General features: G+C 55.3%; 21 protein-coding genes and 1 pseudogene. 18 read left to right on the top strand and 4 right to left on the bottom strand.

Annotated elements, in window-relative coordinates:
• Positions 1-192 precede the first annotated feature (192 nt).
• The 6 genes from AC506A_RS25545 to AC506A_RS25570 all read left to right on the top strand — a co-directional run bounded on the left by AC506A_RS25545 (position 193) and on the right by AC506A_RS25570 (position 4,596).
• Positions 193-2,208, top strand: a complete 2,016-nt coding sequence (locus AC506A_RS25545) for a metallophosphoesterase family protein (RefSeq protein WP_495463820.1) — start codon at positions 193-195, stop codon at positions 2,206-2,208.
• A gap of 146 nt (positions 2,209-2,354) precedes the next feature.
• The gene (locus AC506A_RS25550; protein ID WP_495463821.1) at positions 2,355-2,924 is read left to right on the top strand and encodes a histidine phosphatase family protein; all 570 of its coding nucleotides are present in this window, start codon (positions 2,355-2,357) and stop codon (positions 2,922-2,924) included.
• On the top strand, positions 2,915-3,337 hold the full coding sequence (locus AC506A_RS25555) for a GNAT family N-acetyltransferase (RefSeq protein ID WP_495463822.1): 423 nt from the start codon (positions 2,915-2,917) through the stop codon (positions 3,335-3,337). The genes AC506A_RS25550 and AC506A_RS25555 overlap by 10 nt, the downstream gene beginning before the upstream one ends.
• 89 nt (positions 3,338-3,426) lie before the next feature.
• On the top strand, positions 3,427-3,732 hold the full coding sequence (locus tag AC506A_RS25560) for a Dabb family protein (RefSeq protein WP_495463823.1): 306 nt from the start codon (positions 3,427-3,429) through the stop codon (positions 3,730-3,732).
• A gap of 99 nt (positions 3,733-3,831) precedes the next feature.
• Positions 3,832-4,077: a hypothetical protein gene (locus AC506A_RS25565; protein ID WP_495463824.1), complete on the top strand. Its 246-nt coding sequence runs from the start codon at positions 3,832-3,834 to the stop codon at positions 4,075-4,077.
• Between the two features lie 42 nt (positions 4,078-4,119).
• The gene (locus AC506A_RS25570) at positions 4,120-4,596 is read left to right on the top strand and encodes a GNAT family N-acetyltransferase (RefSeq protein ID WP_495463825.1); all 477 of its coding nucleotides are present in this window, start codon (positions 4,120-4,122) and stop codon (positions 4,594-4,596) included.
• 234 nt (positions 4,597-4,830) lie between these two features.
• On the opposite strand, the gene AC506A_RS25575 is transcribed toward AC506A_RS25570, so the two are convergent.
• Both AC506A_RS25575 and AC506A_RS25580 read right to left on the bottom strand, forming a co-directional pair.
• A complete protein-coding gene (locus AC506A_RS25575; protein WP_495463960.1) occupies positions 4,831-5,856 on the bottom strand; it encodes an electron transfer flavoprotein subunit alpha/FixB family protein in 1,026 nt (341 codons plus the stop codon).
• 27 nt (positions 5,857-5,883) lie between these two features.
• On the bottom strand, positions 5,884-6,777 hold the full coding sequence (locus AC506A_RS25580; protein WP_495463826.1) for an electron transfer flavoprotein subunit beta/FixA family protein: 894 nt from the start codon (positions 6,775-6,777) through the stop codon (positions 5,884-5,886).
• A 296-nt stretch (positions 6,778-7,073) separates the two neighbouring features.
• Here AC506A_RS25580 and AC506A_RS25585 point away from each other — a divergent pair, with 296 nt between their 5' ends.
• From AC506A_RS25585 to map, 9 genes are all read left to right on the top strand, one after another.
• Complete coding sequence (locus AC506A_RS25585) at positions 7,074-9,422, top strand: (Fe-S)-binding protein (protein WP_495463961.1); 2,349 nt, start codon at positions 7,074-7,076, stop codon at positions 9,420-9,422.
• A gap of 14 nt (positions 9,423-9,436) precedes the next feature.
• Positions 9,437-11,860, top strand: coding sequence for a 3-hydroxyacyl-CoA dehydrogenase/enoyl-CoA hydratase family protein (locus AC506A_RS25590; RefSeq protein ID WP_495463827.1), 2,424 nt, complete (start codon positions 9,437-9,439; stop codon positions 11,858-11,860).
• Positions 11,861-11,898: 38 nt separating this feature from the next.
• The gene (locus AC506A_RS25595) at positions 11,899-13,101 is read left to right on the top strand and encodes an acetyl-CoA C-acyltransferase (protein ID WP_495463828.1); all 1,203 of its coding nucleotides are present in this window, start codon (positions 11,899-11,901) and stop codon (positions 13,099-13,101) included.
• Positions 13,102-13,121: 20 nt separating this feature from the next.
• Entirely contained in the window at positions 13,122-14,918 is a 1,797-nt protein-coding gene (locus tag AC506A_RS25600) for an acyl-CoA dehydrogenase FadE (protein WP_495463829.1), read from the top strand.
• Between the two features lie 16 nt (positions 14,919-14,934).
• Positions 14,935-16,680, top strand: a complete 1,746-nt coding sequence (locus AC506A_RS25605; protein ID WP_495463830.1) for a long-chain-fatty-acid--CoA ligase — start codon at positions 14,935-14,937, stop codon at positions 16,678-16,680.
• Positions 16,628-17,080: a PaaI family thioesterase gene (locus tag AC506A_RS25610; protein ID WP_495463831.1), complete on the top strand. Its 453-nt coding sequence runs from the start codon at positions 16,628-16,630 to the stop codon at positions 17,078-17,080. The genes AC506A_RS25605 and AC506A_RS25610 overlap by 53 nt, the downstream gene beginning before the upstream one ends.
• A gap of 111 nt (positions 17,081-17,191) precedes the next feature.
• Positions 17,192-17,413 carry a hypothetical protein gene (locus tag AC506A_RS25615; RefSeq protein WP_495463832.1) on the top strand — a complete coding sequence of 74 codons (222 nt, stop codon included), beginning with the start codon at positions 17,192-17,194 and terminating at the stop codon, positions 17,411-17,413.
• 265 nt (positions 17,414-17,678) lie between these two features.
• A complete protein-coding gene (locus AC506A_RS25620; protein WP_090978737.1) occupies positions 17,679-17,867 on the top strand; it encodes a hypothetical protein in 189 nt (62 codons plus the stop codon).
• Positions 17,868-17,965: 98 nt separating this feature from the next.
• A complete protein-coding gene (map, locus tag AC506A_RS25625; protein WP_495463833.1) occupies positions 17,966-18,709 on the top strand; it encodes a type I methionyl aminopeptidase in 744 nt (247 codons plus the stop codon).
• Between the two features lie 126 nt (positions 18,710-18,835).
• Here the strand turns inward: map and AC506A_RS25630 are convergent, their stop codons facing one another.
• Positions 18,836-19,762 carry an AraC family transcriptional regulator gene (locus tag AC506A_RS25630; protein WP_495463834.1) on the bottom strand — a complete coding sequence of 309 codons (927 nt, stop codon included), beginning with the start codon at positions 19,760-19,762 and terminating at the stop codon, positions 18,836-18,838.
• A 112-nt stretch (positions 19,763-19,874) separates the two neighbouring features.
• Here AC506A_RS25630 and AC506A_RS25635 point away from each other — a divergent pair, with 112 nt between their 5' ends.
• A complete protein-coding gene (locus tag AC506A_RS25635) occupies positions 19,875-20,531 on the top strand; it encodes an SOS response-associated peptidase (protein ID WP_495463835.1) in 657 nt (218 codons plus the stop codon).
• 430 nt (positions 20,532-20,961) lie between these two features.
• On the opposite strand, the gene AC506A_RS25640 is transcribed toward AC506A_RS25635, so the two are convergent.
• Positions 20,962-21,750, bottom strand: a complete 789-nt coding sequence (locus AC506A_RS25640; protein WP_495463836.1) for an AraC family transcriptional regulator — start codon at positions 21,748-21,750, stop codon at positions 20,962-20,964.
• Positions 21,751-21,879: 129 nt separating this feature from the next.
• Between AC506A_RS25640 and pyk the strand changes: the two are divergent.
• Together pyk and AC506A_RS25650 are read left to right on the top strand one after the other, a co-directional pair.
• Positions 21,880-22,878, top strand: a pseudogene (gene pyk, locus AC506A_RS25645) (pyruvate kinase); the annotation flags it as partial.
• 156 nt (positions 22,879-23,034) lie between these two features.
• Positions 23,035-24,975, top strand: a complete 1,941-nt coding sequence (locus AC506A_RS25650; protein ID WP_495463837.1) for an ABC-F family ATP-binding cassette domain-containing protein — start codon at positions 23,035-23,037, stop codon at positions 24,973-24,975.
• Positions 24,976-25,052: the final 77 nt, after the last annotated feature.

Genomic DNA, 25,052 nt, shown 5'->3' on the forward strand with positions numbered 1-25,052 from the left:
GGTTACTGTAACAAATACATAGTTGAATAACGAATAAAAACCACAAATACAATTACTTCAATGCTATCCACAGGAAGATAAGCTTGTTTTTTTGGTATGTTTACCAATGAAAGCGCATACTTGACGAACGGTCATCCCCTCTCTTATGATACCGAGTATATTCAAAAAAAAATGAATTCATGGGGGATGCACATGTTTGTGAATCAAAATGTTCTTAAGCAATTTGCGAGAACAACAGCGATGTCCGTTATTATTCTTGGATTGATCCTATCCAATCTGTCATTCGTATTCGCTGAAGGCGCTACGCTCAAGTCGCAGCAAACGTCCTTTGTCGCAGGCGAAGGCGTGAAATTCGATTACACCGGAACTTCAGCAAACGACTGGGTAGGGATATACAAGGAAGGTGTTATCCCAGGTGCGGATAATCCGGCATTGATCTGGCAGTATACCTACGACAGCGGCCAGCCGGATGGAACGATCGACTTCACGAAGAAGGCCACAGGCACCATCGAGAGCATTGATAAGCTGGAGCCGGGTAAATACGAAGCTATTCTGTGCAAGGACGACGGATACGACGTACTAGCTTCCGTCAAATTCGAGATTACTAACGCTCCGGCAGGAAGCGCAGACAACGCAAAGCCCTCCATCAAAATGAGTAAGGACGTTTATGTGAAGGGCGATCCGATCGAAGTCACCTACACCGGTACGACAGGAAAGGACTGGATCGGAATTTACAAGTCCGGCGAGAAACCGGGACCTGTGCAATCGCAGTGGTGGCAATATACATCAGAGAGCGGCCAGCCCGGCGGGACAATGGATTTCTCCAAAGGCGAGGGCATGACGAAGCCGGATAAGCTTCCGGCAGGCAAATACGATGTCTTCCTATGCGCTAATGATGGCTACGATATCTTGGCTACTGCCAGCATCGAGATTAAAGGCTCCGATGTTCCGCTGGCAGCGCCAGATAGTCCGAAGTCCGTCACCTATACTCGCACCGCTGTAGAGAAGGGTTATGCGCAAGGTACCGTTCAAATTACAGGACCGGATAACGCCGAGGCGGTTACGCATTTTGTTTTGTACTGGGGAGATGCTGAAGGGAAACTTGCAGACTACGTTGCAATTGATTCCGTAGCGAAGGAAGGCAGCTACACATTCGAGGAAAATGTGATTATCCCGGAACAGGCAACCAGATTGCTAGCCTACTCCGTGAATGAAACAGTCGTATCGGAGAAATTCGCCGAGGTCGCTCTGCCTGAAGGGATTACCTCTCACATTAAAGGCAAACTACTCTACAGCTTCAACGTGCTGTCGGACGTACACATTACAACGGATCCAAATCACGAGAATAATCTCCATTTCTCTCCGGCGATTCAAGATATTAAAGAGCTTTCCCCTAACAGTGCGGGGATCGTTGTGAACGGTGATATCGCCGATTCCGCTCAAGAAGACGAATATAAGCTGCTGAATAAATATATGGACGAGCTCAAGCCGACGCCGCCATTCTATTATGTTCCGGGCAACCACGACTTCAGCTCGGGCGACTTCAATCGCGATCTTGGATTGTTCGAGAAATACACGGACCGGAAAGGGAATTACAATGATTTCTGGCTGCATGATTATCACTATATTTACCTAGGCTCGGATGGAAGCGGACCTAATGATGCCACGCTGTCCGATAAACAGCTTGCTTGGCTGGATACGAAGCTGCAGGATGGGTTTAAGAAAGGTCGGCCGATCTTTCTATTCCTCCACCAGCCGCTCAAAAACACAGTGTCAGGCTCCATTGGAGATCAAGGCTGGAATGGCGTAAAGGAAGATGCTAAGTTACGTGCGATTGTCGATAAGTACCCGGAGATTGTCATGTTTAGCAGCCATACGCACTGGGAGATGGAGTCGAAGCAGAATGCATTCTTTGATAAAGCCAGCTTCTTCAACACTTCTGCCGTTGCTTACCTCTGGAACGATGATAATGTGTACAGAAAAGGCAGCCAAGGCTACTATATCGACGTCTACTCAGACAAGCTCGTTGTGAGGGGCAGAGATTTTGAAAGCAAGGCATGGATTCCGGCTGCACAGTATGTGGTCAGCTTCCCTTCTGCGGATAAATCGCTATCGACAACAACGATTATTGTCGGTGCGGCAGCAGCTGTCATCATTATTGCGGGCGCTGCAGTTGTCATGCTAAGAAGAAAACGCAAGACTGCCTAATCAGGCAGAAGGAGAGGTTGTCCCGCGTGTAAACGCAGGAGGCCTCTTTTTTTGTTAAAGCACTCAGATAGAGGATGCTTCTGCACGGCGGCATGGATTATAATGGATGGCATGGGAAAGAGGATCAGGATGGAAAGAGGTGCGGGATGAATACGCAGCTTTATATGGTTAGACATGCCGAATCTTCCTACTCGACTGGCGAGGACCGTACGCGTGGTTTGACTGCACAAGGACAAGAGGATGTTCGCAGAGTAACGGCGCTTCTGCGAGACACGCCTATCGATAGAGTGGTCTCTAGTCCATATGCCAGAGCGCTATTAACCGTGCAAGGAATCGCGGCGGAGCGAGGGTTGCCGATTGACCAGTTCGAAGAATTACGTGAACGACAGCTTCATGGCGTCGACTATCTGCTGGCAGAGGGTGAGTTTCAGGCGGCGATTATGCGATCCTTCTCGGATCACGATGCGGCGCTTCCCGGAGGGGAATCCTTCAGGCAGGCTCAGCAGCGGGCAGTGCCGGTTATAAAGGGATTGCTTCGTGATTATCGGGGTCAATCCGTAGTTGTTGGCACGCATGGTAATGTGATGAGTATGATTTTGCATGCGTTTGATGCTCGTTATGGATGGGCGTTCTGGAAGAGCACCTCGATGCCGGATGTGTACCGCTTGGAATTTCAACTCGATGAGCTTATAGGAGTGGAGCGTTTATGGAGCTGATTTATAGAGAGATGGTAATGGCCGACTACGATGAATCTCACGCGTTGTGGCTGAGGACTGAGGGAATGGTGCTGAGCGAAGCGGATTCCCGCGAGGAAATTGATGGCTACTTAGTGCGCAACCCGGGCTGCAGCTTCGTCTGTGAGGATAGTGACGGGCAAGTGGTTGGTACAATATTAGGCGGACATGATGGCAGGCGCGGTTTTATCTATCATGTAGCCGTGTCGCCGGATCAGAGGGGTAAGGGCATTGGCGGGCAATTGGTGAAACTGAGCCTGGACAAGCTGCGTGAAACAGGTATTCAGAAATGTCACCTGTTCGTGCTGGAGAACAACGAGATTGGCAATCGCTTCTGGGCACGGTCGGGCTGGACGAAACGATCGGGTATCGCGATATTTTCGGCGGATACTTGAGGGGTTGACGAGTAGGGAGCACTCTGTAGTGAACAACACGGTTAGATGCAAGGCCAATATAAAACACAATAAACAGGAGGCGTTACAAAATGAATCAAACAAGCATCCAGCACATGGTTATTTTCAATTTGAAGCACGAGCAAGGATCGGCTGCGGCCGAGCAGTTCTTGAAGGATGGGGAACGTCTGTTGACCTCGATTCCGGTTGTGCAGGACTTCAGCGTGTTCAAACAAGTCAGCGTCAAGAACGACTACGACTATGGTTTCTCCATGGTGTTCAGCAGCCAGGAAGATTACGAGACGTATAACGCGCATCCGGTGCATGTTGATTTTGTGGAGAATAGATGGATTCCAGAGGTTGACCGTTTCTTGGAGATCGATTTTAAGAAACGATAAGTAAACTGATCCTCAGTGGCAGGAGCATAAGGGCTAGGTCCGGCCTATCGTGCCGTGCCAGCAATAACTAGTGGGAGAAGTTGAGGAGGGGTTGCCGGAGTGACAAGGAGACAAGCAGTTGTTGGGGCTGTCCTATCGCTGGTTTTCCCGGGTGTTATTTATTTCATCCTGTACGCTATAGTGGCATTGAAGAATAGGGATGAGCGGGATTTTGCGTATCATGACAGCTATTTCCTGGTGATGCATGTGGGATGGGGTGGATATCTGGCTTGCGCGGTGGCTGCGATGCTTGTGTATGCAAGTGGGGATTGGGCGTATCGACTCGCGAGGAAGCTATTCGGATAGTGTGTCTGTGGTAGATATAGCTATGCAATCAAGAGAGCGGTGATGGTTGTGACTCGGTTGATCAAACAAGCTGAGCCGCATGAGCTCGGTATCGTTCATCGCACGATTCAGGAGGCTTTTGCAGAGTACGAGGGAAAGCTGGTTCCGCAATCAGGAGCGCTCAGGGAAACCGAAGAGAGCATTCGCCGAGATCTTGCAGAAAGCGGTGGTGCTGTCATCGTGTGGGAGGATGCTGTACCGATCGGAACGGCACTCTATCTTTACAAGGACAGCTGCATGTACATCGGAAGGGTTTCCGTGAGTCCGAATTGGCGAGGAAGCGGCGTTGGGAAAGACATCATGCTTTATTTAGAAGCGCTGGCTGTTGAGCGTGGATTTGCGGTAACAGAGGTAGGCGTGAGGTTGTCGATTCCAAGTAATGTCGCGTTCTATGAACAGTTGCATTATGAGATCGAGGAGCATCTCTTCTACCCGGAGGGAACAGACAGCTGGTATGTGATGAGGAAGAAGCTTGTTTAATAGAAAAGGGGTTGCCTATGTCATCCGGCTTCGCGGATGACATAGGGCAGCCCCTTTTTTGTGGGAGTGGTGTGTGGAAGAGCGGTAGCAGTTACCGCTCTTTGAGCTGAAATGCTCCAATTCGGCCGATGTGCGGTAACTGTTACCTTACAGGTGGTTTAGGTGGAGGCTGCTTTCAACTAGAGTAGCTTGCAGTCGCTGAAGAGTAGCTCTGGGAGCAACACATTGGTTCGGTTAGTTGCTCGGATTTGATAGGATCCGCTCGAACTCCACGGTGAGGAGCGGCAAGACCTCGAACAAGTCGCCGACGATGCCATAATCGGCCACACCGAAGATGGGGGCGTCGGGGTCTTTGTTGATCGCGACGATGACACGGGATTGGCTCATGCCGGCGAGATGCTGGATAGCGCCGCTGATGCCGCAGGCGATGTAGAGCTTTGGCGTGACCGTTTTGCCGGTTTGGCCGATCTGCAGCGCGTAGTCGCAGTAGCCGGCATCGCAGGCACCGCGCGAGGCGCCGACTGCGCCGCCGAGCACCTGCGCCAGCGCTTCGAGGGGCGCGAAGCCCTCCGCGCTGCGCACGCCTCTGCCGCCGGCGATGATGATATCCGCTTCGGCGAGATCGACCCGTCCGCTGGCTTTGCGCACGACGTCGCGGACGATGGTCCATAAAGGCGGCGCGGCGTAGGGAAGCGCCGCTATCGTGCCCTCGTTGCCGGCGTCGACCGGCTCCGCGACGGGCAAATTGTTTGGGCGCACCGTTATGACGCACGGTGCGCCTCGCTCGATGCGCCGCTGCTCGAACGCCTTGCCGGCGTAGAGCGGGCGAGTGAAGATCGCGCCCTCGACATCGCCGTCCTCCTGCACGGTGACGGCAGTCACATCCGCGATGTGGCCGCCTTGCACGGCGGCGGCCACGCGGGGCGCGAGCTCGCGCCCCGCCGCGGTGTGGCCGAGCAGAATGAGGCTCGGCTGCACCGCAGCAACGGCGGCGCCGATGGCGGCGGCGTACGCCTCAGGCGCAAAGCCCGCCAGGGCGGGGTCGTCAATGACATGGACGACCCCTGCCCCCCGGGCGGCAAGCTCGGCGGCAGCCTCAGCGAGCGCTGCCGAGCTTGCCGCCGAACCGCCGCCGGCCAAGACGGCGTGCACGCTGCCGCCGTCTCCGGCCAGCTGCCTAGCGACGCCGAGCGCTTCCAGCGCCACGCGCCGCAGCTTGCCTTCCGCACACTCGGCATACACGAGTGCCGTTCGTTTCAATGGATCGCTCATCGCTTATTTACCTCCTCAGAACAGCTTTGCTTCGCGCTGCAGCAAATCCGCCAGAGCCGCAGCCTGCTCGCCAGGCGTTCCCGCGAGCTTGCGGCCTGCGGCGCGAACCGGCGGCGCAAGCAGCGCGACTCGCTCCGTCCGCGGCGCCAGGTCATCGGCGGTGAGACCGAGCTCCGCTGCGGTAACTTGCTTAAGCGGCTTGCGCTTCGCTTTCATAATGCCCGGCAGCGAGGGGTAGCGCGGTTCGTTCAGCCCTTGCTGCGCGGTGACGAGTGCGGGGAGGGGGACCTCCACCGTCTCCAGGCCCCACTCGGTATCCCGCTCCACAACTGCGGTCAACCCGCCGCTGCCTGCCCAGGCCGCTCCGCTCTTTGCACTCCCAGCACTTCCAGCACTTCCAGCACTTCCAGCGCCTCCAGCACTCCCAGCACTACCAGCACCACCAGCACTACCCGTACCGCCGCCATCCCGCACCTCAAGCTTCAGCGCCGCAGACGCATGCGGCAGGCCGAGCAGCTCCGCCGCCTGCAGGGCGACACTTCCCGCTCCGCGGTCAACGGCAAACAGCCCTGCCAGCAGAAGGTCGGGTTGCAGCGACTTCACGACTGCGGCAAGCGCCGCCGCAATGGCGCGGTCGTTCCCTTGCAGCCCTTCATCGCTCACATGGACCGCTTCATCTGCTCCCATTGCAAGCCCGGTGCGAAGCGCCTCAACTGTACGATCCGGCCCGCAGCTGACGACAATGACGCTGCCGCCATGTGCTTCGCGCAGCCGAAGCGCTTCCTCAAGCGCGTACTCGTCATACGGATTAATGATGTATTTCACGCTATGCTCGGATACAGCCCCGCCAATGAGCTCGATTTTTTCCTCCGTATCGAAGGTTTGCTTCATCAGAACCACTACTTGCATCGGAACCAAACACCTCCCGATCGTTCGTTCGAATTGAAGGCAACAGTCATACCGCCGCGCCGCGTCCGAATACGATAAACTAAGCCCTCTATACATGCTCCGCCCAGTGTTACCTTATGAACTTGGCCTTTAAAATAGACCGCAGCAGGCGCCTTCAACGGAGCCTTTTCCGCATGTTACCGCTTAAGAGGACATATACTGAATCACTCCGCGATTCCAGAAAAGGAGGGATCCTTGTGGGGTTTTTAAGTGCGCATCTGCTTGCGGCGTTGTTGCGATGGCTGCTTTTTGCAGGGATGACGGGAACTGCGCTCTGGTGCTTCTACACCGTAGTGCTGCGGCGGGTTGGTTACATCCGGATGGGCCGCAGCGGTGTTCCTAATCGGCCATCCTCTTCGCCCTACGATGATTCCGATCCCGAGAATGATAACCGCGAGGAGATGCTGCATACTTCATCCTTTACGGCAAACGCAGCGCTCGCATCGGCAGCAACAACGGGAAACGAGAGTACGCGCAGAGGCTGGGAATGGGTGTTTCAGGTGTTTGGCCACCGGAAGCTGTTGAAGGATATTCGCAGCGGACTGATGCATGTTGTCATCTTCTACGGGTTTATCGTGCTGCAATTCGGTGCGGTCGATATCATCTGGAAAGGAATTACCGGGAAGCCGCTGCCGCTGCCGGCCTACGATGCTTTTGTCCAGTCACAGGAAATAACAGTGCTGCTCGTCCTTGTGGCGATTCTGTACGGCGGTTTTCGGCGCTACGTCGAGCGACTTCGACGGCTGAAGCGGGGCTGGAAACCTTCCCTCGTGCTTTGGTTTATTGGCGGCTTGATGGTGACGATTCTTCTCACGCAATCGTTTGACAGGCTGCATACAGCTGAGCAGCATCTCCTTCAGACTGACTCGCTTTATACGCGTTACGCTCCCATTTCCTCCGCAATAGCGGAAGCGCTGCGCGACATCGGCATGACTGCTGCGGTGGGCAGGGTTTTCTACGAGCTGTTCTGGTGGCTTCACTACGCGGTGCTGCTTGCTTTTCTGGTGTATGTGCCGCAGTCGAAGCATTTTCACATCATGACGGCCCCCATTAATCTGTGGCTTCGCCGCAAAACGCCTCCGGGCAGGCTGGTGCCGCTCGATCTGGAGGATGAGGAAGCGGAGTCCTTCGGCGTCGGCGCGGTAGAGCAGTTCACGTCCAAACAGCTGCTGGATCTCTATGCATGCGTCGAATGCGGGCGCTGCACCAACGTGTGTCCCGCTTCGAATACCGGCAAGCTGCTGTCCCCGATGCATCTCATTATGAAGCTGCGTGATCACTTGACCGAGAAGGGAGCGGCGATTACTTCCAAATCTCCTTGGGTCCCTTCGTTCGGAGGGCAAGTCGATAAGCTGCAGACGAGCGCGCATGTGATGACCAGCGCAACGCCAGTATGGGTGCAGCACAGCGGACACCATTCGGCGAAGGCCGCGACGACGATCGAACCTACGATGACCGTGCAGCAGCAAGCATGGAACGTGCACGAGGATACAACGGTATCGGAAGTGGCGCTGATCGGCGAGGTGATGACGGAGTCGGAGCTGTGGGCTTGCACCACCTGCCGCAGCTGCGAGGAGCAGTGTCCTGTAGGCAATGAGCATGTGGACAAAATCATCGATATGCGCCGTTACCTCGTCCTCATGGAAGGCCGGATTCCGGCGGAAGGCCAGCGCGCGATGAACAATATCGAGCGGCAGGGCAATCCTTGGGGGCTGCCGCGGGCGGAACGCGCTGCTTGGCTGAAGGCGTACGAGGCTGAAGCAGTTGTTCTAAGCGGTGGCGACGGTCAAGGTCAATCAGCAAAGCCTGTGCGCACGATGCAAGAAGCGGTGAGGCAGGGCGAGCAGCCGGAGCTGCTGCTGTGGGCCGGCACAATGGGGGCGTATGATCAGCGAAGCCGCAAGGTGCTTTTTGCTTTTGTACGTTTGCTGCAGGAAGCTGGGGTTCCGTTTGCCGTCCTTGGCGGCGAAGAGAAGAACTCTGGCGATACGGCGCGGCGGATGGGCAACGAGCTGCTATTCCAGACGCTTTGCCGCGACAATGTCGAGACGTTGCAGCGTTACGGCATTCGCCGGATTGTCACGATTTGCCCGCATACGTTCAACTCGCTGAAGAACGAGTACACGGATTTCGGCTTAAGTGGATCGGTCGCTGTCGAGCACCATACCACGATGCTTGCCCGCCTAGTCGCACAAGGTCAACTGCGTCCTGTTCATCAGGTGAAGGAACGGATCGTGTATCACGACTCCTGTTACTTGGGCAGGTATAACGGCATCTATGACGCGCCGCGCCAAGTGCTTACTTCGATACCCGGCGTCAAGCTGGTGGAGATGGAGGGAAATCGGCAGAACGGGATGTGCTGCGGAGCCGGCGGCGGCCTGATGTGGATGGAAGAGCGGACCGGGCTTCGGGTTAATGAAGCGAGAACCTCACAGGCGCTGGAAACGTCGCCTACGGTTATCGGTTCGGCTTGCCCCTATTGCCTTACGATGATGGAGGACGGCATCAAGCAGCTTGGCGTGGAGGAGACCGTAAGAGCAAGGGATGTTGCTGAACTGCTCGCCGAGAGCGTATTCGGCAAACCGCAAACAAGCACAGTCACTTAAAAGGGGGGAGCTATGTGGGAGTACGAGCTTCACGGTCGACGCCAATTCGCCGCGCGGCTGTTATTGGGTCGGGTGTTATGGGAGCTGGAATCGCCGCTCATCTTGCAAATGCAGGCATCAGCGTGCTGCTGCTCGACGTACCGCCGTCCGCGTTGACCGAGCAGGAAACTCGCGCCGGATTGACGCTGGAGGACAGGAGTGTCCGCAATCGACTTGCAGCGGCAAGCATTGCGAAGCTGGCAGGTCAGCAGCCGCCTGCTCTATATGATTTGGCCTTCGCGCAGCGAATTACGGCCGGCAATCTGGAGGATGATCTCGGCAAGCTGGCTGGCGTAGAGTGGATTGTTGAAGCGGTAGTGGAACGGCTTGCTGTGAAACGTGACGTATTTGCCCGAGTGGAAACGGTGCTGAAGCCGGGGACGCTTATTACGACAAACACGTCAGGGTTGTCGGTTGCCGCGATGTCTGAAGGTCGGAGCCACGTGTTCCGGAGTCATTTTGCAGCCGCACATTTCTTCAATCCACCCCGGCATATGAAGTTGGTTGAGCTTGTGGCGGGCCCGGATACAGATGCCGCTGTCATGAATCGACTGACCCGCATCTGTGAGCTTCAACTTGGAAAAGGTGTCGTGATTGCCAAAGATACGCCGAACTTCATCGCCAATCGAATCGGAACGTACGGCATGCTGACTACGATTGCGGCAATGAAGCAGTTCGGACTGAGCGTCGATGAGGTTGATGCCTTGACAGGTCCTGCAATGGGGCGGCCGAAGACGGCAACGTTCCGTATGCTCGATCTGGTCGGACTCGATACGCTGCTTCACGTTGTGGATAATGTGCGGGAGCGCAGTGAGGATGCGATTGATCAAGAAGCGTTCACAAGACCTCCGGAGCTTGAAGCGCTTGTTGCGCGCGGATGGATTGGGGAGAAGGCGGGAGCCGGGTTCTATCGCAAAATCAAACGGCCTGGCGGCGGCAGCGATATTGAAACCTTGCAGCTGGACACGATGACTTACGCACCGAAGAAGAATGTAAATTCGCCGATCATCGAGGCATCGAAGTCGGCCAAAGGAGCCGCCGGCAAGGTGAAAGCGCTGCTCTTCACCGACACCAATGACCGCTATGCGCAGTTTGCTTGGCAGTCAATCAAGACGGTGCTGCTCTATGCCGCTCGTCAGATCGGCGTAGTAGCGGACACGGTCAATGATGTGGATCGCGCGCTTGTCTGGGGCTTTAATTGGGAGCTTGGACCGTTTGAACTGTGGGATGCCATTGGGCTTGAACGGTCGGTACAGCGGATGCGCGCCGAAGGTGAAGATATACCGACATGGCTCTCGGAGTGGCTGGCATCGGGAAACACAAGCTTCTATAAGGAAGAGGGACAGCGCAGATTCTATGTGAATCGCGAGGAGTATCGGCTTCTGCAGGAAGAGCCGGATGTCATATCTCTGGCTGGTCTCAAACGGGCCGGTAAAGTGATCCTGGGCAATTCCGGCGCATCGCTGCTTGATTTGGGCGATGAAGTGGCTTGCTTGGCGTTCCACTCCCCGAACAATGCGATTGGCGGGGATATCCTGACGGCGATTCGTCAAAGCGCAGACGAGGTCAGCCGTAATTGGCGCGGACTTGTCGTCGCGAATGAAGGTCGTCACTTCTGTGTCGGCGCTAACCTCATGATGCTGCTGATGGAAGCGCAAAACGGCGATTTCGACGAGGTGGACGATATCATCCGCCTGTTCCAGGACAGCATGCTGCTGCTCAAACGGCTTGATCGTCCGGTCGTGGCCGCGCCACATCGGATGACGCTTGGCGGCGGCGTGGAAGCCTGCCTGCCGGCGGATGAAATTATCTACTCCGCGGAGACGTATTTCGGTCTTGTCGAGACCGGCGTTGGACTCATTCCTGCCGGTGGCGGCTGCAAGGAAGCAGCGGCGCTTGCGGCTTCGCGCGCCGGAGCGGGAGGCGATCTGCAGCCGCATGTGAATGCGTTGTTCGAGACGATCGCGATGGCTAAGACATCCGGCAGCGGTTATGATGTGCAGCGCATTGGCCTGATGCGGCCGCAGGATCGCGTCATTATCCGCGGCGAGAGCCGCGTGGCGGAAGCGAAGCGGCGCGTGCTTGAGCTAGATCAAGCGGGCTATACGCCGCAGCCTGCGGGAGTCCGCATCCGCGTAGCGGGGCGCGAAGGCCGTGCCGTGCTGCAGCTGGCCGTCGACGCGATGCGCCTTGGCGGGCAAGTGAGCGAGCATGACGTGCGCATCGGCCGCAAGCTCGCGCATGTACTCGCCGGAGGCGATGCCGCGCCTGGCGCGGAAGTGAGCGAGCAGTATTTGCTCGATTTGGAACGCGAAGCGTTCCTCAGCTTGTGCGGCGAGCCGCTGACGCAGGCGAGGATGCGGCATATGCTTGCAACGGGTAAGCCGCTGCGGAATTAGCGAGAAGGAGTAAGTTAAGTTCAAGGAGGTGACCGCCAATGTTGAAAGCAAACCATCCGCTCGACGCTGTCATTGTGTCGGCGGTACGGACGGCTGTAGGCAAAGCGAAGAAAGGCAGTCTGGCAGATACGAGAGCCGAGGATCTCGGCCGAGCGGTGCTCCGAGCAGCGGTTGATCGGGTTCCCGGATTGACGTACGGCGATGTGCAGGACGTTATTATCGGGTGCGCCATGCCCGAAGGCGAGCAGGGGCTGAACTTCGCCCGCATCATGACGTTGTATGCGGGCTATCCGGTAACTACGCCGGCTGTTACCGTGAATCGCTTCTGTGCCTCCGGCTTGCAGGCGATTGCATATGCGGCCGAGCGAATAAGGCTTGGCGAGGCAGAGGTCGTGCTCGCCGGAGGGGTTGAAAGCATGAGCCATGTCCCGATGACCGGCTTCAAGCTTTCGCCGCATCCCGGCATTGCCGATGCGATGCCGGAGGTATACATGGGCATGGGCCACACTGCGGAGGAAGTGGCTCGCCGCTATGGCATCAGCCGCCAGGCGCAGGATGCTTTCGCTGCGGAGAGCCACCGCAAGGCGGCGAGGGCACAAGCGGAAGGCAGGTTCCAAGGCGAGATCGTTCCCCTTCAAGTGCAGCGGGAAGGGGTAGACGATAACGGCAGACCGTGGGCGCGCAGCTTGCTCTTTGATCGGGATGAAGGGGTCAGGGCAGATACGACCCCGGAGGTGCTGGCGAAGTTGAAGCCGTCCTTCGCGCGTGAAGGGACGGTTACGGCTGGCAACACCTCGCAGATGAGCGACGGCGCTGCAGCCGTTATCGTGATGAGCCGTGCTCGTGCGGAGAAGCTCGGGATTACGAAGCCGCTTGCCGTCTTCCGCGCCTATAGCGTTGCAGGGGTTGCTCCTGAGGTCATGGGGATCGGACCCATTGAAGCCATTCCTAAGGCGCTGGCCCGCGCCGGAATTACGAAAGAACAGGTGGATATATTCGAGCTGAACGAAGCTTTTGCAGCGCAGTGTTTGCCCATTATCGAGCAGCTCGGCCTGGACTCTGAACGCGTAAACGTGAACGGCGGCGCCATTGCGCTTGGTCACCCGCTTGGCTGTACGGGGACGAAGCTGACCGTCTCGCTTATCCACGAACTGCAGCGCCGCGGCGGCGGAATCGGCGTCGTCTCGATGTGCATCGGCGGCGGCATGGGCGCAGCAGGCGTGCTCGAAGTATCGCCATGATAGAAAGGAGTGAACGTCAGATGGCGCAAAACAATCGATGGGGCGGCCGGTTTGTCGTGGAGGATATGTCGCCGGGCGCGGTCGTCACCCCGGAGGATTTTACCGAGGAGCAGCGGATGATTGCTGATGCGGCACGCGCCTTTCTTGTGGGTGAAATTCGCCCCCGCGATGCCGAAATCGAAGCGCTCGACTATAAGCTGACGGTGGAGCTGATGCAGAAGGCAGGCGAGCTCGGCTTGCTCGGCGCCGATGTGCCGGAAGCATACGGCGGGCTGGGGCTCGATAAAGTAAGCTCGACGCTCCTGGCGGAAACATTGGCCGAAGCCTCGTCCTTCGCGCTCTCCGTCGGCGCACATGTCGGCATCGGCACATTGCCGATCGTCTTCTTCGGCTCGCAGGCGCAGAAGGAGAAGTACCTGCCCGACCTCGCTGTCGGCAAGAAAATCGCTGCTTACTGCTTGACTGAACCGGCTTCCGGCTCCGATGCGCTCGGTGCGCGGACTACGGCAAGGCTGACGCCGGACGGGAAGCACTATATTTTGAACGGCTCGAAACTATATATTACGAACTCCGGTTTTGCGGATTTGTTCATCGTGTATGCGAAGGTGAATGGAGACCACTTTACGGCCTTCATTGTGGAGCGGGGCTTGCCTGGCTTCAGCATCGGCCCGGAGGAACACAAGATGGGCATTAAAGGCTCCTCGACCTGCCCGATCTTCTTCGACGATACGCCGGTTCCGGTTGGGAATGTGCTGGGCGAGGTTGGCAAAGGCCATCTCATCGCCTTTAACATTCTGAACATTGGTCGCTTCAAGCTGGCTGCAGCATGCGTCGGAGGTGCGAAGGAAACGATCGGGCTTGCCGTCAAATATGCCAATACGCGCAAACAGTTCGGCCGGACAATCGCGTCGTTCCCGCTGATTGGCGCGAAGCTGGCGGACATGAATATTGCCACGTATGTGCTGGAGAGTATGGTCTACCGAACAGCAGGCTGGATCGACGAAATGCTCAAAGAGAGCGAGGCCGCAGGTTCGGATAACGGAGCAGATGCTGGGGTGATTGTGGCAAAAGCCATTTCCGAGTATGCGCTGGAATGCTCCATTAACAAGGTTTTTGCAACGGAAGTGCTCGATTATGTGGCGGACGAAGGCGTCCAAATTCATGGGGGCTACGGCTATATCAAGGAGTACAAGATCGAACGAATCTATCGCGACTCTCGGATTAATCGAATCTTTGAAGGCACGAACGAGATCAATCGGATGCTCATTCCCGGCACCCTGATGAAGAAAGCGCTCAAAGGCGAGCTGCCTCTCCTGCGTAAAGCACGTGCTTTGCAGGCGGAGCTGCTGCAGCCCATGCCGCTTCCTCTATTCGATGAGCCGCTCAGCAAGGAAACGTACCGCATTCAGCAGGCCAAAAAAATCTTCCTCGCCGTTGGCGGCATGGCGGTGCAGAAGTACGGACTCGCCCTGGAACAGCAGCAGGAAGTACTGTGCCTCTTGGCCGACATGATGATTCAAGTATTCGCCATGGAAAGCGCCAATCTACGTACACGCAAAATGCTGCTTCGCGGCGATTCCGCTTCAGCTGCAGCCACACAAAATGCAATCGACATGACGGTCGTTTTCGTTCAGGAGGCGATGGAACGGATCGAGCGGTACGCCAAAACAACGCTCGCCGCGCTGGAAGAAGGGGATGCACTCCAAACCCAGCTTGCCGTCATGAAGAAGCTGACACGCTCCCCGCTTGTCGATACAATCTCGCTTAAACGCGGCATTGCCGCGCGCGTCATCCGCAGCCAGCAATACACGTTGTAGGGGGAGGCGTTTGGAGATGGAACAACCGCAAGAGAGGCCCTGGCTTCGCTGTTACCCCGGTGAAATTGCGCCTGATGTGGAAATTCCGAATATAAGCATAAGCGATATGCTGCTTCAAACAACCGCCAAATACCCTAACCATGAAGCGCTGCATTTCTACGGCAAGAAGACAACTTATCGCGAGCTGCTGACCGCTTCCCAGCGGTTGGCTGCAGGGCTGCAGGCTGCCGGAGTCAACAGAGGCGACCGGGTCGCGATCATGCTGCCGAACTGCCCGCAGACGATCATCGCTTACTTCGGCGTTATGCTCGCCGGTGCTGTTGTCGTCATGACGAACCCGCTCTACGTCGAGCGGGAGCTGGAGCATCAGCTTAAGGATAGCGGCGCAGTGGCGATTCTGACTTTGGATTTGTTGTACCCCCGTTTGGAACGGGTGCGGGGCAAGACACCTGAAGAAGGCCCCGTGCCCAAACTGCAAACCGTAATCGTCACCTCTATCCAAGACGCGCTTCCTTTTCCCAAAAACCTGCTCTTCCCGATCAAACAAAGACGCTCCGGAAATAATCCGCAAATTGCCTATGGCAAGCATGGCGTGACACGCTATACCTCATTTATGTCGAAAGCGCCTAAACTGCCGTCCGAGGTGGCTGTCGATCCCGCCGCCGATGTTGCGCTGATCCAATACACCGGCGGTACAACGGGGGTTGCGAAAGGCGTCATGCTCACGAACCGAAACTTAATCGCCAATGCCAAACAGTCTGTGGCCTGGTTTTACCGGATGGAGGAGGGAAAGGAACGTCTTCTTGCCGCATTGCCGCTCTTCCATGTCTTCGGATTGACGGTCATCATGAATTTGTCTGTGATGATAGGCGGTACCATCATATTGCTTCCTCGCTTCGAGGTAGGTGTGGTGCTGGAGACGATAAAGAAACTGAAACCGACGCTTTTTCCGGGCGCACCGACGATGTACATCGCCTTGTTGAATCATCCCGACGTGAAAAAATATGATCTATCTTCTATTCGAGTCTGCGTTAGCGGGTCATCGCCATTACCGCTTGAGGTGCAGACACAGTTCGAGGCGCTAACCGGCGGGAAAATTATCGAAGGTTACGGGCTAACGGAAGCGTCGCCGGTGACGCATGTCAATCCGATCTGGACGAAGCGCAAAATCGGCACTGTCGGTCTGCCCTTCCCGAACACAGATGCCAAAATCGTCGACATGACGACTGGCGAAGATCTCCCTCAGGGAGAAATCGGCGAGCTGCTCGTGCGCGGACCGCAGGTCATGCTGGGATATTGGAACAGGCCTGAGGCTACCGCTGCGACATTTCAGGATGGCTGGCTGCGCACCGGAGACTTGGCACAAATGGACAGTGACGGCTTCTTCGCTATCGTTGACCGGATCAAAGATATCATTATCGCAGGCGGCTTCAATATCTACCCACGCGAGGTGGAAGAAGTGCTCTACGAGCATCCCGGTGTGCGCGATGCTGCCGTTATTGGCGTGAAGGATGCTTATCGGGGAGAGACGGTGAAGGCGTTTATCGTGCTGCGCAAGGATGTAACCCTCTCATCAATGCAGCTTGATCGGTGGTGCCGAGATCGTTTAGCTGTTTTTAAGGTGCCGCATCTGTATGAATTTCGAACCGAGCTTCCCATGACGATGATTGGGAAGGTGCTGCGGCGCAAGCTGCAGGAGGAGGAAGCGAATGAGCGAGAAGGAAACGGGCCAGGGGCCGGCGGAACCAGTGCACCCCCATGATGCACGAGCTGCGCTCGAAGCGTTGGCCGAGGCGGCAAAACCGACGTTCTGGGGACATCTTGGCTGTGAGCTGGATCACGCAGAGACGGGGAAAGCGGTCGTATCGCTGAAGGTGCGTCCGGAGCATCTGAATCTCGCCCGCATCGTGCATGGCGGCGTGCTCGCTTCATTGCTTGATAATGCGATGGGGCTTGTCGTTATCTTGGAGTGTCCGGGCGAGAAGACGGTGACGACGCAGCTGAACGTCCACTATTTGCAGAGCACGGGCATAGGAATTATCCGTTGTGAAGCGCTGCTTATTCATAAATCGAGACGAACACTCACAATGCAGGGGCGTATTGTCGATACAAATGGAGAACTGCTTGCATGGGGAAGCGGAACGTTTCGCAGAGTAACTTAATTGTAACATGTTACATTTTCGCAGAGGGTTGTTCGTGACATTGAAAGCGTTATCCCTTTCCCCTATAATTAGCATATCTGGAAGTCAAACTGGGGGAGAGGGGAGAATGACGTGGTTAGTCCATGGATGACGAACGTGGTTATCTTGTTTGGCATCATTGTCGCAATCGTAGGTGTAGTGGCCTATTTGCGAGTATATAAGAATAGTGCCTGGTCAGCCGCATCGCCATCGAACTCTCGCCGAACCGATCAAGCAAGCGAAGATCTCATACAGTCCGCTGAAGAGTCGGCTGCGACCAGACATGAGATCGAAGAAGAAGCAGGCAAGAACTGAAGGAATTGTAAAATTAATCGTGTTCGCTTTTATATCTAAGTTTAAAATGTTATAATTGATTGATAAATGAAACAATTTCATCGTGCACATGAAACGGTTTCAAAAAACAATTTTGATTTCATTTTGCTACCTAACTCCTAACCCACCTTCATACAGCCGATCGTTCGACACCAATGAGGAGTACCAGCCGCGGTTCAAGTTCCGCCGTGCGCGTTCTCGTGCAGTAATTGTTAGGACCACTAAGCCGATGCTAGGAGGGGATTTCATGGCGAAACGCAGCCATAATGAAGTCAAGGAAAGCCTCAAGGAACTAACAAGGATTTTTCAGCCGAAGGATTCACGGAAGTTTGTCCGAGATTATATCCGCAAATATCGTATTATGGGCGGATATGAGGAAGAACTGACCATGCTCGTTGAGCATGAGATGGGACGACTGCGGTCATCCGTAAGCTAAATAAGTTGAACCATTAACCTTGCCCGGCACGATAGGGACAAGGTTTTTTTGTTTGTATGCTTCCTTCACCTCAGCTAACGCATATGGAGGGATGCCGTATGATTCACTACAAAACGGATGAGCAGCTGCTCCTTATTCGCAAGGCAGGCCGGATCGTTTCGGGCTGCCATGCAGAAATTGCGAAGCGGCTTCGACCGGGCGTCACGACGCTTGAAATCGACCGATTCGTTGATGCCTATATGCGCCAAAATGGAGCGCGGCCTGCTCAGAAGGGCTATAAGGGCTACCCCTATGCAACTTGCGCTTCGACAGGCGAGGTTGTTTGTCATGGTTTTCCGAAGGATGTACCGCTTCGCGAAGGGGAGATTGTGACCATCGATATGGTCGCAGAGCTCGATGGCTGGATGGCGGATTCGGCATGGACGTATGCGGTTGGCCATGTAAGTCCGGATCTGCAGCGACTGATGAATGCGACGAAACATGCGCTCTATCAAGGGATTGCTCAGGCGATTGTGGGCAAACGTTTGGGTGATATCGGTCATGCGGTGCAGCGTGTGGCAGAATCGGAGGGGTATTCCATCGTCGATGCGTTCATTGGACACGGCATCGGGCGCAGCATCCATGAGGAGCCGCAGGTCCATCACAAGGGGAAAGCGGGGACAGGCAAAAAGCTCGCTAAAGGTATGGTCATCACCATCGAGCCGATCTTCGTCACTGGGAAGCCGTACATTTCGATTGATCAGGACGGCTGGACAGCTCGGACTTTCGATGGGTCAATTGGCGCGCAATATGAGCACACGGTGGCGATTACGGATGGGGAAGCTTTTATTCTAACGAGTTAATAGTGCGCCGAGTTGAGGGGGCGTCGTGCAAACTACGTGCGCCTTCCGGAGCGCCGCGGTGCTCTGTCACTCGTCGGCGGTCAAACTTCGGCCCGCTGGGCCGACCAATTGACATTGCCTTCTAGGTTACTTGGGAGAGAGTCGGTATTGGCGCGGCGTTACGCCGGTTTTCTTCTTGAACAGCTCGTTAAAAAATTTCATATCCTGGTAGCCGGCTTGGGCGGCAATTTCGCTGATTTTGGCATCTGTTCGCAGCAGCAGCTTGCAGCTGAGATCGATGCGCGCACTCTGTACATAATCCAGAAACGTCATGCCGGTCGCCTTCTTGAAGCCGCGCTGAAAATGCCGCTCGCTAATCCCGAGCTGTGCCGCCATGTCGGCAACATGCAGATCAGAGGTGCAGTTGGCTTCAATCTGCTCCACGATCTGCTGCATGGAAGCAGATGTCGTGGGACTCGGTTGCTGTTGCTGCATGGTCTGCGGCTGTGATTTCTCCAGCCATCTGCGGTAGACCATGATGAGCAGCTCAATGGTAGCGGCGCATAGATTAGCGGAGAACCCGGGTTTGCGGGACGTAAACTCGTCATGCAATTTATGAAAGAGCTGCTGGCCTTCTTCATTGCGGTCGCGAACATGAAGCCATTGCCCGGCGTTATTCAGCTGGCTAAGCGATTCGGTTATTTGCGAATCTGCTTGGACGGCGTGCAATAGCTTGTCCAACTGCTCCGTGGTGAAGATGCAGTTGTACATGATAAGCGCGCGGCCTTTTGCCGTGGATCTGGGACGGAATACGTGGGAGATGCCAACTGGAATGAAGAACAGGTCGCCGCGGGAAACGGGCATTTGGTCGTCTCCGATATAATGAAACCCGGTACCTTCGGTCACCATGCAGATTTCGATAAAATCATGCGCGTGCATGACGAGGTCGAAAGATTCATGTACACGGTTGACGAAGATGGGCAATGCTTGCGATTCGTGATCACTTTGGAATAGGGAGGAGTACGGCAACAGCCGCTCTCCTTTGGAGAAATTCGGGTTGGAGCTATCAGTCATTGGCCGCGTATACCCTCCTCTTGTTGAGTAATATTATAGCGGATCTGTCCATGGGCGCACATGATTTTGGCTAAACCGGAAATAATAGCCGAAATAGATGGAGGTGTTTCCCATGTGTCAGTCAATATCCATAACGGCTCAGGCATCTGAGCTGACGGAGCGGTTCGAGCTCGACAATGTACTGTTCTATATTTCTAACCGGTATGAAGTTAATCCAACGGATTCGGTTTCGGCGATTATTGAGACGAAGGATGGAAGGGTTCTGGATGAATTCAGGTGGGGGATGGTACCCTACTGGGCTCGTGATTCTGTGCGGATGAACAGCTCGGAGTTGTTTGATAAACCGATTTATGAGCGTATCGCGAACAAGCAGCGCTGCATCATTCCATGCACGGGGTTCTATGTGACGCGTACGATCGGCAAAGAAGTTCATCGGATGAAGCTTACGATGCGAAGCGGGACTTTTGCCATCGCAGGGCTCTATGATGTGTTTCGTCCGGCTTCCGGCGAGGAGATGCGCACCTGCACCATGCTGATGACCGAGGCCAATTCGCATGTGTCCCCGTATCAGTCGCTGATGCCGGCGATCTTGGAGCAGGAGGACATCAGCGATTGGCTGCTGCGAGGGCAGCGTACACCGTATGAGCTTCGGTCGATGCTGCGTCCGATGGATGCACTGCGCATGGTCGCCATTCCGCTGTCTCCGAGCATCGACGATATGGTCGATTTCGAGTCACCGCGCACGGAGTGGGGTAGAGGAATGGGTTGACGTTTAGCAAGGCCGCCAAGGTTGTGTTGGCGGCTTTTTTTTGTTGTATGAGTGGGATGCAGGGAAGCACCATAAGCGGCATATCCGCTCTCAGCAAACAAACCCACCGAAAAAAGCCAATGATAGCGGATATACCGCTCTCACACCAAACTAACCAGTAAAACCAACCCCCAACTGCCACCCCGGACTCTCGAAAGCGGCATATCCGCTTACACAGCGAACCAACCAGTCAATCCCGCAACTTTGTGTTGAAGTGAGCGTTCGAAAATCGAACTCTCACCTCCGAAACAGCGCCGAAATGAAGTTGAGAGTCCTGAAATCGAACTCTCAGTGTTTAAGCTAACCAATCGTGTCCTTTGTGTGGGAGCGAGAGTTCGAATATCGTACTCTCGCCTCAGAGGCCCCCTCAAGCGGAGCGCACCCCGCCAACTCACTCCCGCGCCGTGCGCTCCGCGATCAAATCCGAAGGCAGCTTGCCGATGATGCGCTTGAAGATGCGATTGAAATACGATGGATCGCTATAACCGAGGTGCTCGGAGATATCCTGCGCAGTTAGTTGAGAGTGGCGCAGCATATAATGGGCCGTCTTCATCCGTCTGCGGTGCACGTATTCGCTGATGGTGAGGCCGGTTACTTTACTGAAAAGCGTAGCTGCATAGTTCGGGCTGACGTTGATGCAGGCGCCGAGCTCGAGCTTCGTTATTTTGCTGCGATAGTTGTCTTCAATGTAGCGTTTCATTCGCTCAATGTGCTGGATGGAGGACGGCGCTTTCTCGCCCTCGTCGTACTCCCGGCTGATCGTCACGATCAGCTCGGTCAGCAGCGCCGAGCACATGACAGAGAAGTAACGATCGCGGGCGCTCCACTGCTCCACGATATAGAGCAGCTTCTCCAGCAGCAGCTCCGGCATATGCGTGACCCAGCGCAGCGGCGTCCTTCTCGCGAGAATCGGCAGCAGCTGCATAGATGAAATATCAGCCGGGCTGAAGCGCACCGTCACGCTCTCGCGGATGCTCCCTGCGCCATGCAGCTCCGCAGCGGGAACGCCGGCCGGAATAAGCAGCAGCTCGTTCTTGCGGCAGCTGATGGTTTGACCGGAGTAGGTGTAGGTGGTTTGGCCGAAGCGGACCCAGATCAGCGTGTAGCTGTCCATGCCGAGGATGCGTCGCTCCCCTTGCAGGATACCGCGCTCTTGCCGAATATCGAAGATATGAAACATGGGGCAGCGCTCACTTTCAGACAATGATCGTACTATTTTACAACCACTGTACTATAGTCCTATGTAATCGTGCAATTGTTCTCTTACAATAAAAGTAACAGAACGATAATAGACTTGGGAGTGATCGACATGAAGAAGACGGCGATTGTATGCACGATGGGACCTGCTTGTATGTCGGCTGACATGTTGGAAGAAATGCTGAAAGCAGGCATGAATATAGCAAGATTGAATTTGGCGCATGGCGAGCTGGATGACCACCGCGGACGGATTTTATCGGTTCGGGCAGCAGCGAGCAAGTTGAACGTACCTGTTTCCATTATGCTTGATATTAAAGGACCGGAAATTCGGACGGGGGTCCTTCAAGAGTCGTCCTACATGCTTAGAAGCGGAGAATTCCTAACGCTGACAACAGAGCAGATCGCAGGTACGGCTTCGCGCATCTCGGTTTCTTATGACCTCGCTAAAGATGTTACCGTTGGCTCGCGCATTATGATCGATGACGGATTGATCGAGCTGCAAGTGGTTCGTATTGAAGGCAGCGATGTCGTTTGCGTAATTCTGAACGGTGGCATTATTAAATCTCGCAAAGGCGTTAACCTGCCGGGTATTCAAACAAGCCTGCCGGGCGTAACGGAGAAAGACAAGCTGCATATCGCCTTCGGTATCGAAACAGGCGTCGATATGATCGCGATGTCGTTCGTCCGCCGCGCAGAGGATGTGCTCGAAGTGAAGCGTCTGCTGGCAGAGAAGGGCGCAAGCCATATCCAAATTATTTCGAAAATCGAAAACCAAGAGGGTCTGGATGAGCTTGCCGCGATCGTGGAAGCGTCTGAAGGCATCATGGTTGCTCGCGGCGATCTTGGCGTAGAGATTCCGATTGAAGAGGTGCCGATGGCACAAAAGCGGATGATCGCAGCCTGTAACCGCGCAGGCAAATTCGTAATTACAGCTACGCAAATGCTGGATTCGATGCAAAGCAACCCACGTCCGACACGCGCAGAAGCATGCGATGTGGCCAATGCCGTATGGGACGGAACAGATGCAGTCATGCTCTCGGGCGAGACAGCTTCCGGTAACTATCCGGTTGAAGCGGTTCGTACGATGGCGGCAATTGCGATCAAAGCGGAACAAGCAGCGGGCGATTTTGCAAAGAAAGATTTGATTGAAGCTTAGCAGATCGTTTAAAGTGAGTAGATACGGAGTAACGGCTGTCGCTATGTTCGAACCATTCACGCGTAGCGCGGTGCGTTTTGCGATTTACTAACGTTGGGCGGGAATAACAAGATGCACGTATTAACGGTTGATCATATTTCAAAGACTTACGGTGAAAAGATATTGTTTCAAGACGTGTCGTTCGGCGTGGAAACAGGCGACAAAATCGGAATTATCGGCGTCAACGGCACCGGTAAATCGACGTTTCTTCAAGTTGTTGCAGGAATAGAGCCCCCTGATTCGGGCTCTATTCTTGTTGCTGGGGGCGTAACGGTGCGGATGCTCTCGCAGGATCCGCAGTTCGATCCCGAGCAGACCGTGCTGGAGCATGTGCTTGGCGGCGATTCGCCGCAGATGGTTGCCGTGCGCGCCTATGAAGAAGCGCTGCAAGCACTGGAGCTGCTGCGGGGCGACGCTGCGCTGCAGGAACGACTGGTTCGCGCCAATCAGCAGATGGCGGAGCTGGATGCGTGGGGTATCGAGAGCGAAGCGAAGATCGCGCTCTCGAAGCTCGGCATCGCAAGCTATGGCGCTAAGCTCGGTACGCTCTCCGGCGGTCAGCGCAAGCGTGTCGCGATGGCTGCGGCACTGATTCAACCAGCTGACGTGCTGCTGCTCGATGAGCCTACCAACCACATCGACAACGAGTCTGTCGCCTGGTTGGAAGGGATGCTGCAGAAGCGCAAAGGCGCGCTGCTTATGATTACGCATGATCGGTATTTCCTTGACCGTGTCAGCAATCGGACGCTGGAGCTGGACAAAGGGAAAGCCTACTTCTATACGGCGAACTACAGTGCATTTATAGAATTGAAGCTGGATCGCGAGGAACGCGAGGCGTCCTCGGAAGCGAAGCGCAAGAACTTGCTTCGCAATGAACTTGCTTGGATGCGAAAAGGCGCTAAGGCGCGGACGACCAAGCAGCAGGCGCGTATTCAGCGGTTTGAAGCGCTGAATGCTGCAGCTCCGGAGAAAGCGAACGGGAAGCTTGAGGTTTCCGTGGCTTCTACACGGCTCGGCAAGAAAATTATCGAGCTGGAGGGACTGACCAAAGCCTTCGAGGGGCGGACGGTCATCCGCGATTTCAGTTATATTGCGGTACCGGAGGATCGTGTAGGCATCGTCGGCCGTAACGGTTTAGGCAAGTCGACGCTGCTGAAGCTGATCGCCGGCAAGCTGGAGCCGGATGCAGGCGAGGTTCGACTTGGACCGACGGTGAAACTCGGGGTCTTCTCGCAAGAGCGGGAAGAGATGGACGAGACGCTGCGTGTCATTGATTACATCCGCGAGAGTGCGGAGCGCATCACGACCGGCGACGGAACGAACATAACCGCGGGACAAATGCTGGAGCGGTTCTTGTTCCCGCCCGCACAGCAGTGGACGCCAATTGCGAAGCTCTCCGGCGGAGAGAAGCGCAGATTGCAGCTGCTGCGTGTGCTGATGGAAGCACCTAACGTGCTGCTACTCGATGAGCCGACGAATGATTTGGACATTACAACATTAACGGTGCTGGAGGATTACTTGGACGACTTCCCGGGCGTCGTGTTCACCGTATCCCATGACCGTTATTTCTTAGATCGTACGTCCGAGCGCATCTTCGCCTTCGAAGGTGATGGTGCTATCGAGCAGCATGTGGGCAACTTCTCGGATTACCAACAATATGCGGCGCAATATGGCAGCCGTTCCGGAACGGCTGCTGGCACGGGTGGAACTGTAACTGCGGAGCGTAAGGCAGAGCCGGTTCCGGCTGCGACCAGCGACGAGCCTGCTCTTCCGACCAAAATGACCTACAAAGAGCAGAAGGAATTTGAATCCATCGACACCGACATCGAGAAAGCTGAAGCTGCACTTACGGCAGTTCAGACCAAAATGGAAGTATCAAGCAGTGACTCCGCTACCCTGCAAGATCTACTGAAAGAACAGCAGGAGCTCGAAACGAAGCTTGAGCAGCTGATGGACCGCTGGGCGTACTTGAACGAGCTTGCCGAGCAAATTGCGGCGAATAAGAAGAAATAGACGAGATGCGAAAAAGACACCTTTTGCAGCGGGAAGCTCCCGGCTGCAAAAGGTGTCTTTTGTATAGGTAAACCCGA

The sequence above is a fragment of the Paenibacillus sp. N22P23 genome (assembly GCF_059383735.1).